An 11,662-nucleotide genomic window follows, 5' to 3' on the forward strand; every position below is an offset into this window, starting at 1 on the left:
CCAGCGACCTGCCGTCGCTGGCCATGACCTTGTCGCTTGCACCCCGACGATCACTGATAGGCCACCTATTGCAACGGAGGCCCAGCGATGAGCGATTACAGTCTTTCGCCAAAACCCATCGACGACGAGACGGCGCTGCGCCTTGACCAGGAGCAGGTCCGCTCCTTGGCATTAACAACGGCGACCCTTTTCAGGGACGGCAACAAGATCGGCGCGAACGCCACCATCGAGAAAATGCTCGAGGTCTACGCGATCCAGATGCGCGCGCCGCATTCTCAGCACTGGACGTCCCTTCCGTCGCTTGGCGCGATCCAGAAGCTCATGGTCGCCGAATACGCCAACGCCGAGGGGATCACCGATCGTCAGGCGGCGGAATTCGGCAAAGCCGTCGACGCCAAGATGCGTCAGGCTTTCGAAGCCAAGATTCCCCGCCTCAAGCAAGTCAACATCAGTTCCGTCGTCAGCCTCGACGCGATGCAAAGCATCGTCGGTCATATCATGATTGAACGGGACGAAAAGGTCGCAGAGCTTTCGGCCCCCATGTCTGGCGTCCTCGGTCGAATCCGCTCGCGCTTCATGGCCCAGAAGGGCGGCGACTGGAACGACAACTACATGGCGGACATGGACGAGAAAACCTTCGGGAACGCCGTGGCGTTCGCGGCGCGTAACGTATCGCTAATGATGGCGGCCTCCGACAGCACCAGCTTGGACGAAATCAAATTTCTCGCGGACTTCGCCGACGCCCATGGTGGACCACACAGAATGGCTTCCGCTGCTCGCGAAGACATTCTCGGCATCGAAGCCAACCGGCCATTCCAGCCGTCTGCCATTTGATCAGGGCGTCAGCGAAGTCTTTGCCACGGCAGCGGCCAGGACTTCGCGCAGGCTCGAATAAAGCGGAATGTTGCACTCGAGGGCGAGCGCGTTCAGATAGCTCATCTTCGCCGCGCCCGTTGGCGATCCCATCAGGCACTTGCCGGAGCGAGCGTAGAGGCCGAATTCCACGTTTGTGGTGAAGGCCGGCATTTTCTGCTGGCCCTTGGAGTTGATGGAGAGGTCGCGCGGCACCCAGAACACAATGGCTGTCGACACCTTCAACGCCTCCCATTCCCAGACGATCTGGTCGTCGTATCGGTCGTGTTTCGACCAGCTGTCGTTCTCTGGGACGTAGACGGTTCCCGTGAATCCGAGTTCACGCAGGATGTCGAGCGCTTCCGGCCTCCACGTCGGCGTTTCTTCGTCGCGCGGGGTCGGGCCAGCGAGGAAGATCGACTTCGGAATGGGCTGCAATGCGTGAATGACGTTCATGAGTGTCCTCAGATACCAGGCGAGGCGGCTGGTGTCGTGACGGTGCGGCGGTTGTCGTTGGCGAGATCGGCGACCTGTTCTACGAGCGGGGCCAGGCGTTCGAGTTCCTGCCATGCCAGAACCACGTCGGCGCGGTCCTCGTCGTCGTTCAGCCCGAACAACCGCAGGAAGTCTTCGTAACCGACGCAGCCGCGATAAGCCTTCACGTCGTTCACCACCGCCTCGATCATATCGACGTCGCCGGGCTCGATATCGGGCGTGTTTGAAGTATAGAACTCGAATTGATCGATGCCGGGACCGGACAGCGTGCAGAAATAGTGGACCATCCCCGCCTTGTCGCCGGGTTGAAACGGGTTGGCTTCCGTCCTCGTCGTCGACATGGAAAGGCTGTTCTCGTCGAGGAGACGGCGGATGTCTTCGGGTGTCATGCTTCGCTTTCTCTGATCACCAGCGCGGCAATGCCCGCGATGCCGGCGACGCCCTGGAGTAGGTGTTTGACGACGACCTTGGCTCCCGTCGCCAGGCTGCGGGTCTCGACATGCCATAGGGTTCCGTCGAAATGGGTTTCCACCCTGTAGCCGCGGCGATGGGCGAGCGTCGCCAGCGCCTCGTTTCCCGCCGTGAACGCAGGGACCTGGTCGCGCAGCCAGAAGCCCGCCCTGACGCGCGCCTCGTCGATGACCTTCAGCGGGGCCTTGCCTCCCAACATGGCCTCCACGAGGAGATCGTTGTCTCGGTCCGGAGCCTTGGACGCCAGGAGAAGCGACACGAGATCGGCGATGTCGATCGTCGGCCGCCCGCCGAGAGCGGCCGCATTGCGGAACACGTTCGTCGCTTCGGTTTGAATTGCTGTTTCCATCTGCGGATACCCGTCGGATAGGTAGGTTGGCGTCTTGCGCGAAGTCTTTGCTCCGTGCGATAAATCATAGACGACGCTACCGTCCGCGCCTTATCCTGTCAACATAAAGACGACGGAATAGAAGACGCCGTCAACGCCGTCGCCGACAAAAGGAAGCCTCCATGAAACTGGACTACGTTCACGCCTTCAAGGCTTTCGCTCCGAAGTCGGAAAAAGTGGTCACCTGGGTGCTGTCGAACGAAGGCCTTCCCTTCCCCGTGAAGTTCGTCCAGCAGGTGCTGGATGTGGACCTCACGTGGGTCAGGAAGGTCCACGGCGATGTCGTGGTCTGCCTCGGCGACAGGCCGCTGCGCAAGGTCCGGACCATTTCCGAACGGTTCGAGTTTCTCGACCTTCTGCATGACATGCCACTCCGCGCTACGGCGCAGAGGACGGCCGACGACTGGAACCTGACCGCCGATAACGAAGTCGATGTCTCGATCAGAGTCTGGCTCGAAGACGTCCCCACCTTCGGATTGGCTCCCGGCGGGAACGACCAGCCGGCACCTCGGTACTACGCGATGTCAAATCTCCAGCAACCGGTCATCCCTTGGTACGAGGGAATCGACCTGTCGAAAACCAGGAACCACGATGCACCGCTCCTCACCGAACGCCATTCCCTCACGAAAATCTGGTCGTCGCGCTGGAGCGCTTCCGAATGCGAAGCGGCCCGCTCGAGGTTCGAGCTGCGTGTCCGCGAAAAAGTCCGCACGGTCGGCGATCCGGCCTATCTGAGCGACATGATCGACATCTGACGCCATGCCCGCCGCCGCCCTCCGGAAAATCCTGTTGCTCGAAACGCCGCCGCTCTCGCGTGCGACGGCAGACGCGCGGCTTTCCGTCGATCTGGATCAGGCTGACCTTTCGGACGATCAGCTTGCCGACGCGTTCCGCTCGCTCGGCGGGCGGGCGCTCGAACATGCGCCTGAAGCGGTGTCCCTGTTTTCAGAGGCCTGCCACCGCGCGACGGGACTGGTGCCTCGCCTCGGCCAGATCGTCTGCGGACTGGTGATGGCCCGGGGTGCGATAGCGGAGATGGACACGGGCGAAGGCAAGACGCTCTCCGCGGGCCTCGCCTCGTGCCTTCTTGCCCTCGATGGGCTCGGTGTCCACTCGGTCACCGTCAACCCCTACCTCGCCGCCCGCGATCACGCCCTCATGGCTCCGGTCTACCGTCTTCTTGGGTTGACGAGCTCCCTTGTCCATCCGGGGATGAGCAAGGAAGAGCGACGCGCCGCTTATCGGTGCGACATCGTCCACGGCTCCAACTCCGAGTTCGTCTTCGACCGCCTGCGTGACGGCATCGCGCTCACCGACGACGACATCGTCCAGAGAGGACATGCGCACGCGGTCGTGGACGAAGCCGACTCCGTGCTTCTCGACGAGGCTTCGACGCCCTTGGTTCTGTCCGACGGTTCAGGAACGGTCTCCTCCTGTGCGATCTTCTGTGACGGGTTCGCCGCCGCGCTCGTAGAGGGAGACGATTTCGAGATCGAGGTCGAGGACGGCTCGGTCCATCTCACGCCCGCCGGAACAGACAGGGCCGAGGCGGCGCTGCGTCGGGCGGGACATCTGCCGGTCTCGCAAGGTCTGTTCGACGGCCGATCCGACGTTCTCGGCCATCTCGACGCCGCGCTGAAGGCGAGATACAGGCTCGCGCGCGACCGCGACTACATCGTGCGCGACGGCAAGGTCGAGATCGTCGACGCCAACACGGGCCGGGTCCTCGAAGGCCGCCGCTACGCCGACGGTCTTCACGAGGCGGTGGAAATCAAGGAGGGCGTTCCCCACTCGGGTTCCGGAGACACCGTATCCTCGACCACCTACATGAACTATTTCGGCCTCTACGGAAATCTCTGCGGCGCGACCGGAACGGCCATGTCTTCGGCTTCGGAAATCAAGCGCCTGTACGACGTGCAGGCCGTCCGCGTCCCGCCGTCTTTGCCGTCGTCCAGGACGGACCTTCTCGACCGTATCCACGCGACCCAGGCGGAACGCGACCGCGCCGCCATCGAGGACGCGCTTTCCGTTCACGCGACGGGCCGCCCTGTCCTCGTCGGGACCGCATCCGTCGCCGAATCCATGACGCTGGCCGCCTTGCTCGCCGAGCGGGGGTTTACGGAACGGGATACGGCGTCGCCAGAACCGCTCACCTATGTCCTGCTCAACGCGTCTCGCGCCGAACACGAGGCGGTCGTGGTTTCCCAGGCGGGGCGTCGGCATGCCTTGACGATCGCGACCAACATGGCGGGGCGGGGCACCGACATCGTTCTCGGCGGGGACGATCACGCCGAAGGCGTTGAGATGTCCCGTCTCGGCGGACTTCATGTCGTCGGTGTCGGACGGCACGGATCGCGCCGTATCGACGATCAGCTGCGCGGGCGTGCCGGCCGCAGGGGCGAGCCTGGTTCGACGGTCTTCCATCTGTCGATCGAGGACGCACTCGTGACGAAGCATTCGCCCGTTCCGGCGGACAGCCTGCGTCGCCTTCTGGAGATGAACGGAGAAGCCGCGCTGCGCCCGCTCGTCGACCAGGCCCAACGGATCGCGGACGCGCTGGGTTCCGACACGAGGGAGGCGCTGATGCAGTATTCCGCCGTCGACACCGTCCAGATCGAGGCCTTCCACGCGCTCCGGCGTGAATTCATGTCGACACCGACACCGGGCGAGGCCTTCGAGGCGATGCGCGCTGCCGCCGTCACGAGAGCCGTACGCGACCACATGCCCGAAAACTCCTATGCGGAGGCATGGGACACGGCGGCGTTGAAGGCGCGCATCATGTCGGTGGCGGCGCTCGATCTCCCCGTGGCCGACTGGGCGGCGGAGGACGGCACGGACGACACCGAAATCCTGCGAAGGGCGCTGTCAGCCCTCCAGGACCCGACCATCGAGGCCGATACGTTGCGAACGCTGGTTCTCAAAGCCTATGACGAGTGCTGGAGAGAACACGTCGCCCGGTTGGACGTCCTCCGGCGCGCCGTGGCTTTCCGCACCTACGCGATGCTGCGTCCTCTTACGGAATACCGGGTCGAATCGTTCCCGCTGTTCGCCAGGCTGCTGGACCAGATCAACGATCGGGCCTCGGCGGCGGTGTCCTGGACTAGCCGCGACCGATAAGCGATCAGATTTTTAAGGAAGGCGCGGGTTCCGGCCTGTCGTCCCCGGCGGCGGCCTTTTTCACGGCCGCGGCCTGCTCCGCCGTGTAGACGAAGTCCAGGCCGATGATCTTCGCGCAATCCGGCCCTACGGCGAGAAGACCGAAATTTTCGTGTTCGGGAACCTCTCGATTGGCAATTTCGCGGTCTTCCGGATGAACGGCGGCGGTGCAGCTATCGATCATGTGGGCGTAGAATTTCGGCTCGCCCTTGATGTCCTTCTGGCAGAGGGCGCAGTAGCACGCCGTCTTCGGATCGCGTCTGAAGTCGGGATCGAGCGACTTGTAGCGGAACGTTGGTTCGGACATCGACGATCTCCCTGGTCAGCGGCGAAGGTGGAAAAGCCTCGTATGGTACTCCGAACTCTGCATGTATTCCGAGGCGAGCGCCTTCCACTTCTTGCGCGGTTCGATGCCGTCGACCTCCTCGCCGTTCATCACCCGCAGGTGTTCGACGCCGAGATGCAGCTTGACCACCTCAAGCGCCCATGCGCGCGGATTGTCGGCAAGTTCGACCTCCGGCCGCGCCTCGCCGATCAGTCTCTTGAGGCGCTTGTGCAGGAAGTTCACGAATTCTTCGTCGCGCGAGAAGGTGTGCGCCTGGCGGACTTCCGACTGGCGATGGAGCAGAGAGTTCTTCGGAGCGTGTTTTTTCGCGATCGGCTGTTCCTGGTCGTCGATGGCGATGAAGCGGACGTAGAGGTCCATTCCTTCCATCGCGCCTGTCGGCATGCCTTCGAACGGGTGCTTTCCGTTGACGCCGTCCGGCCCGCTGTCCAGCAGCACCTTGACGGTGACGCCCTTGTTGCAGGTGTCGCCGTAATAGCTGAGCTGCGACTCGCCGAAGTAGACGCTTTCGAGTTCGTCGATCAGCGAGATTTCCGCTAGGTCGTTGTAAGGACCGACCCATGTCTTGAAGCGCTGCCCGCTTCCCTTTCCGTATTTGAGGCCCTTGAACGGGTTTACCTCGCGGGGGCCGACGTCCTTCAACATGATTTCGACCGTCATTCCGCTGCTGGCCGTGTTCGCCCAGTTGAGCAGACGCGCGCCGCCGAGATAGACGGGGGGAACCGTTTCGGGCTCGTCGGATGGAGCCTCTTCCGTCGCGACGGCAGCTACCGTGACGGACGCGACTGCCGCGGGAGTAGGTTCGACAACCACCATGGGGAGTTCAGCGACCGTGTCCGGCTCCGCGTCGGCTGGCGAGTAACCGTCTTCGAGAACGTCGTCGATGTCCGGAACCTGGATGCCCGTCTGTATCGTCCTGCGCGCCGGCGGGGTCGAGAAATCGGGACCTCCCCGGCTAAAGAACGAGGGCAATGCAGACATCGAAAGACTCCAATCAGAAACTTGTTAGTTTAGATACACTTCGAATGTTGACAAATCAAGACCTCAAAAGAGGAACTCGCCCTGTTTTAATCCGTTTCCGGACCCGGGGAACGTTTCTTCCACAAGACGTCGGCCTGTGGGCGTCTTCTCGATATAGCCCTTGCGGATCAGATAGGGTTCGACCGACTCCTCGAGGTTTTCGATCGACTCGTTGAGTGCGGCCGCGAGAGTCTTCACGCCGACTGCGCGGTTGCGGTACTGCTTTCTCATCAGCGTCAGGTAACGACGGTCGGTGTCGTCGAGGCCGTCTGCGTCGATCCCGAGCCGCTTGAGGTAACTGCGGGCGTCTTCCTTGTCCACGACAGGCCCTCCCGTCGTCACCGCGAAGTCGCGGATACGGTTGAGCATACGTAGGCCGATACGGGGCGTTCCGCGCGCTCGCTTGCCGATCTCCAGCGCCGCGCCCTTCACCAGCGACAGTCCGAGCTGCGGTGCCGCGCGCATGAGCACGATCTCCATTTCCTCGTCGGTATAGGGTTCGAGCCTGATCTGGATGCCGAAACGGTCGCGCAGCGGCTTGGAGAGCTTGCCCGGGTTGGTCGTGGCACCGATCAGCGTGTATTTCGGCAGCGGCAGCGGCAACGCGCGGGCCTCCGCCCCTTCGCCCACGATGAGGTCCATGCGGAAATCTTCCATGGCGATGTAGAGCATTTCCTCGATCTTCATCGGCAGACGGTGGATTTCGTCGATGAACACGACATCGCGCTCGTCGAGGGTTCCAAGGAGCGCCACGAGGTCCGATGTCTTTTCGATCGCCGGCGCGCCGACCTGACGGAAACCGACGCCCAGCTCGCCCGCGACGATCTGCGCGAGCGTCGTCTTGCCGAGACCGGGAGGACCGAAGAACAGCGTGTGGTCGAGGTGGCGCTGGCGCTGCCTTGCGGAGTCCAGAAATGCCTGGAGATTTTCCTTCGCGGCACCCTGTCCGTTGAACTCGGCGAGCGACGCCGGGCGCGACACGCCCTCGTCGGAATCGTTCTCAATCGCGGTGTCTTCTATTTCTTCAGACATACAGGCAACTATTCCCACAGTATTTAACGTGTTTTTACTTGGTGCGATTGACAGAGAATCCGCCCTCGGGGACCCTTGTACTTGGAAAGTATTGCAACGCTTTCATCTCAAGACAAGAAGAACACGAGGAAGACTATGAACAGAACGGAACTGGAAGCGACGATCTGCGAAGGAACGAAGATCAACAAGGACATCGTGGCGGAAGTTGTCCAGGCTTTCATCGACACCATCTCGGACACTCTCCGGGCGGGCAACGACGTCAAGCTCACCGGCTTCGCGACGATCAAGGTCAAGGACTGCGCGCCGCGCGTCGGCAAGAACCCCAAGACGGGCGTCGCCATCGATATTCCGGAAAAGCGCAAGATCACGATCAACGCCGGCAAGCGCCTGAAGGCCTACCTCAACGATTGATCATCGGTTTCTTGATGCGCAAAAACACCCGCCCCTATGGAGCGGGTGTTTTTGCTTGAGCGTTTCTCTGCTTCTCGACGGCCATGGCGACCAGGCGCTTGCCCGCTCTTGTCCAAGGCGCGATCTCGCCGAATGGCGTGAAATCGTGGGTGACCATCGGCATCTCGCCCTCCGCCGCATAGAGCGGCGCGTCGTTCATCACCAGCCAGGCCTCGCCGACATGGTCGCAGAAGGATTCCAGCACCTTCGACGACATCGCCCTTTCCGTCGCCCTGACTTCTCCGGTTTCAAACGCGCAGGTCAGCGCGGGAACACCGCCCGACTTCATGAACTCCTCGATATCCTCGACCGATCCCTCGCCGATCGGCAGCAGGTTGAACGTCCCCTTTTGCGCGTCTATCAAGGCGACATAGGTTTCGGTCGCGATGTTCGGCTGCGCGTCCCTGAACAGCATCGCCATCGAGATGCCGTCAGGATGCGGCAGCAGACAGCTTGTGGTGGTCGGGCTGCGGAAACTCGGAAAGTGTCCTTCCGCCGGCATCGACCAATGCGCCGCGGCCTCGCCCCATCGCAACCCTTTACCGACATAGACCTGGGTCACCTTGCGCAACAGCGGTACCGCCCATTCCGCGGCTCTCGCGGCGGCGTCCTCGAACAGCAGCCTGTGCAGACGGCGCGAATGTTCGCCGGGCACGCCTCCGTCAAGTGCGAGAACGGGCGCGATCGCGTCGGACGTCGAAGCCTTGCGCGCGACATCCTCTTTCCCGGCCCGCAAGGCCGTCGCGAGCCGCGTCAGATCACGGAAGTTGGCAGGCGTATGGTGCACGGAGCGGACCCGCCCGATGAAGCCCGTCGCCGTCGGAGACGACAGCTCTCCGGAACAGATAAGATGTGGAATGTCGTTCTGATATTGGCGCACGGTGAACCAGTAACGTCCCATGTGGGACGACGCTCCCAGCGACCATTTTCCATTGCCCTTCTCTTCCTCGATGTGAACAAGGTCAAGCCCCTCGTTGACGCCGTCGTCCCTCGTGAACCTGAACCCCGAAGAACTCGCAGATCGCCCTGGCCGCAGCTTCACGGCCACTTCGTTGACGGTATCGACGATGGCCTCGCCTGCCCGGTGCGACATCGGAGAAATGGGACCAGATGCCCCTGAACAGCGCTTCGCGGTCTGTCCACGTGCGGCCGGTTCCGGCTTTCGCCGCGAGGCTCCGAAAACTGTTTTCGACGATCTCGCCCGCTTTTGTCCTCGTGTCCCTCATGGCCTTCAGTTCTCCCTCCTGGTGGCGCATCGATAACATGATCGTCCGCCTCGAACTAGCCGCACTGTCGGAGTCTTCTATTATCTTGCAATCTCGGCCGCGACATGCAATGAACTGGCGTCTTGCTTTATCGGAGGTCTCGATGTCACTCAATCTTGCGTTCATTGTCGGTGCCGCACTCGTCGCCGTCGGCATCGGCGGCCTTGCGCTGACCGAAGGCCTTCATTCCTCGTCGGCCGGACGCCTCGACTGGGTGGAGAAGCATGCCTACGAGGCCTTCCCCGAGACTCTGTCCGACAAGACGGGCGACCTGGTCCACGTCCAAGGTACCGTTTCCGTTGCGGAAGGCGTCTCCGATCCGAACACGGGCATCCATTTCGACGCTCTCGTCGTTGAGCGCGACGTCGAGATTTACCAGTGGGTCGAGGACCACGAAGACAAGACCTATACGGACCGCGACGGTCAGGAGCGCAAGCGACGCGTCTACGAGTACAACCGCCGTTGGGTATCCTCGCCGGTCAGGTCTTGGGATTTCCACGACCGCTCTTACTGGAACACCGGCGACCTCCCCTTCCGCGACGCCACATTCAAGGCCAACACCGTGAACCTCGGCGGCGTTCAGCTGTCTCCCGAGCTGGTCCGCCTTACGGTCTCCGCGCTCGGACAGCAGCGGCTTGACAACGCCTCTCCCGAGTTGTCGACCCTGTCCACGCGCTGGACCTCGACGGGCAATCCGCGTATCGGCGATGTCCGCGTGACCTACTCCGCGGTCAAGCCGTCGATGGTCTCGGTCATCGCTCAGTACGGCGACGGAACGCTGAAGCCGTTTTCGGCCGGCATCGCCGCAGATTCCGTCGGCAACGGCTATGCCGACGTCGTGCGCGGCGAAAAACGCCTCGCCGAGATGCTCGGCAACTCGCGTTCGACCAGCGGGTTGCTCGCTTGGGTATTCAGGGTCTTGTCGGCTGGCTTCCTCGTCGGCGGTGCCGTCCTTTCGTGGGCGAACCGCCCGAAAGCGAGCGGCCGCAAATCGGCGACCGCCTGATCAGAGCGCAGGTCCGGTGGCAACGATGATGTCATCGTCGTCGTCCTCCGGTTCGAACAGCGGGAATCCGGTGACGATCCGTCCGTTCGGGATGCCGAACTCCACGTCGGAAGTGAACCACAGCCTGAATGCGGTCATGGCGTCCTGACCTCGGCCCGGTACGTTGAAGCTCTGGGTGCCATCCCCGAAATTGAAGATGAACGCCGGGGTCGCCGTTCCTTCCATGAAGGCGTCGACGGCCGACGACGTCTCTTCGTCCTGTCCGATCGGATAGAGCGACAGCAGGGACGGTTTTCCGTCGACCCGGTCGAACTTGGCGACATACGACCGTTCGTCACCGGTGGTCGACGCGTTGTCATGGAAGAGCGCGACGCTTCCGTCGGCTGTCGGCACGATGCATGCGCTGTCGTTCCCACATTCCAGCACGGCCTCTCCCCATACCGCGCCCTGTTCGTTCAGATGGGCGACCAGTCCGTCGAGCTTCGAAAACGCCCACCTCGCATGCCCGTCGAAAACGATGGAATGCAGGATGGAGATGTAGGCCCGCGAAAGCGGCCCCGGCATTCCGCCGTCGTTTGCGAGGATGTCGCGGATACGGGGCAGCTGCTCCCGGTCGTGGCGTTGCATGCCGGCCTTCCAGTCGGACCTGAAGTCCGTCGGCATTTTCGGAGCCAACAGCATCGACAGATCGATGAACGCATCGACGCCGTCGCGCTTGAGAAAGCCTGGCACGTCGGCACCCGATATCGGGGCGTCCCGATTGGTTCTCGCCCTCGCGATACGACGGAAGGAACCGTTTTCTTCGCGTGTTTCGAGAGTCACGACAGGAACGCGGTACTCGTCCTTGAAGATCAGCCGCCATTGCTTGCCTGTCGCCCGCTCGGTGACGACGGTTTCGACGACGCCTTCCTTCGGCGAGGTGCGCTCGATCTCTACCTCGTCATCCCCATTGTAGGGCGCTCGGCCTTTTCGCAGAAACGAGGTCCGCTCCTCTCCGTCGAGCAAGCCCGTTATGCGGTTGATCGCATACGACGCGAAGGGACTGACGATGCTGTCCAACACGATGCTTGTCACCTCCAGCGTCTCCCAGTCGTATGTCTCCGGGACGTTGGGGTAGATCGGGCGGTTTAGCAGTTCCATCTGCCTGCGGTCGAGTTTTGCGAAAAGAGACATGCGGTCTG

General features: G+C 62.3%; 13 protein-coding genes. 5 read left to right on the top strand and 8 right to left on the bottom strand.

From position 1 onward, the window contains the following. The first annotated feature begins 87 nt into the window (after positions 1–87). Positions 88–834 (top strand): hypothetical protein, encoded by a 747-nt coding sequence (locus FHT76_RS05005; RefSeq protein WP_259184659.1) that lies wholly within the window; start codon positions 88–90, stop codon positions 832–834. On the opposite strand, the gene FHT76_RS05010 is transcribed toward FHT76_RS05005, so the two are convergent. From FHT76_RS05010 to FHT76_RS05020, 3 genes are read right to left on the bottom strand one after another with little or no spacing between them, the layout of a single operon-like run. Continuing rightward, positions 835–1,308: a nucleoside 2-deoxyribosyltransferase domain-containing protein gene (locus FHT76_RS05010; RefSeq protein ID WP_259184660.1), complete on the bottom strand. Its 474-nt coding sequence runs from the start codon at positions 1,306–1,308 to the stop codon at positions 835–837. A gap of 8 nt (positions 1,309–1,316) precedes the next feature. Then, positions 1,317–1,736, bottom strand: a complete 420-nt coding sequence (locus tag FHT76_RS05015) for a hypothetical protein (protein WP_259184661.1) — start codon at positions 1,734–1,736, stop codon at positions 1,317–1,319. Further along, entirely contained in the window at positions 1,733–2,167 is a 435-nt protein-coding gene (locus FHT76_RS05020) for a hypothetical protein (protein WP_259184662.1), read from the bottom strand. The genes FHT76_RS05015 and FHT76_RS05020 overlap by 4 nt, the downstream gene beginning before the upstream one ends. 161 nt (positions 2,168–2,328) lie before the next feature. Between FHT76_RS05020 and FHT76_RS05025 the strand changes: the two genes are divergently transcribed. Together FHT76_RS05025 and FHT76_RS05030 are read left to right on the top strand one after the other, a co-directional pair. Then, the gene (locus FHT76_RS05025) at positions 2,329–2,961 is read left to right on the top strand and encodes a hypothetical protein (RefSeq protein ID WP_259184663.1); all 633 of its coding nucleotides are present in this window, start codon (positions 2,329–2,331) and stop codon (positions 2,959–2,961) included. 34 nt (positions 2,962–2,995) lie between these two features. Beyond that, positions 2,996–5,323 (top strand): preprotein translocase subunit SecA, encoded by a 2,328-nt coding sequence (locus FHT76_RS05030; RefSeq protein WP_259184664.1) that lies wholly within the window; start codon positions 2,996–2,998, stop codon positions 5,321–5,323. Positions 5,324–5,327: 4 nt separating this feature from the next. Here FHT76_RS05030 and FHT76_RS05035 read toward each other — a convergent pair whose 3' ends face one another. From FHT76_RS05035 to ruvB, 3 genes are all read right to left on the bottom strand, one after another. Beyond that, entirely contained in the window at positions 5,328–5,669 is a 342-nt protein-coding gene (locus FHT76_RS05035) for a hypothetical protein (protein WP_259184665.1), read from the bottom strand. 15 nt (positions 5,670–5,684) lie between these two features. Continuing rightward, positions 5,685–6,689: a hypothetical protein gene (locus FHT76_RS05040; protein ID WP_259184666.1), complete on the bottom strand. Its 1,005-nt coding sequence runs from the start codon at positions 6,687–6,689 to the stop codon at positions 5,685–5,687. 63 nt (positions 6,690–6,752) lie between these two features. Beyond that, positions 6,753–7,760, bottom strand: coding sequence for a Holliday junction branch migration DNA helicase RuvB (gene ruvB, locus FHT76_RS05045; RefSeq protein ID WP_259184667.1), 1,008 nt, complete (start codon positions 7,758–7,760; stop codon positions 6,753–6,755). A gap of 135 nt (positions 7,761–7,895) precedes the next feature. On the opposite strand from ruvB, the gene FHT76_RS05050 reads away from it, so the two are divergent. Continuing rightward, positions 7,896–8,171 carry an HU family DNA-binding protein gene (locus FHT76_RS05050; RefSeq protein ID WP_259184668.1) on the top strand — a complete coding sequence of 92 codons (276 nt, stop codon included), beginning with the start codon at positions 7,896–7,898 and terminating at the stop codon, positions 8,169–8,171. Positions 8,172–8,205: 34 nt separating this feature from the next. On the opposite strand, the gene FHT76_RS05055 is transcribed toward FHT76_RS05050, so the two are convergent. Beyond that, positions 8,206–9,303, bottom strand: coding sequence for a hypothetical protein (locus FHT76_RS05055; protein ID WP_259184671.1), 1,098 nt, complete (start codon positions 9,301–9,303; stop codon positions 8,206–8,208). Positions 9,304–9,578: 275 nt separating this feature from the next. On the opposite strand from FHT76_RS05055, the gene FHT76_RS05060 reads away from it, so the two are divergent. Further along, positions 9,579–10,481 carry a TMEM43 family protein gene (locus FHT76_RS05060; RefSeq protein ID WP_259184672.1) on the top strand — a complete coding sequence of 301 codons (903 nt, stop codon included), beginning with the start codon at positions 9,579–9,581 and terminating at the stop codon, positions 10,479–10,481. On the opposite strand, the gene FHT76_RS05065 is transcribed toward FHT76_RS05060, so the two are convergent. Further along, positions 10,482–11,654 carry a hypothetical protein gene (locus tag FHT76_RS05065; RefSeq protein WP_259184673.1) on the bottom strand — a complete coding sequence of 391 codons (1,173 nt, stop codon included), beginning with the start codon at positions 11,652–11,654 and terminating at the stop codon, positions 10,482–10,484. It lies immediately after the preceding gene. Positions 11,655–11,662: the final 8 nt, after the last annotated feature.

This window comes from Rhizobium sp. BK176, assembly GCF_024808055.1.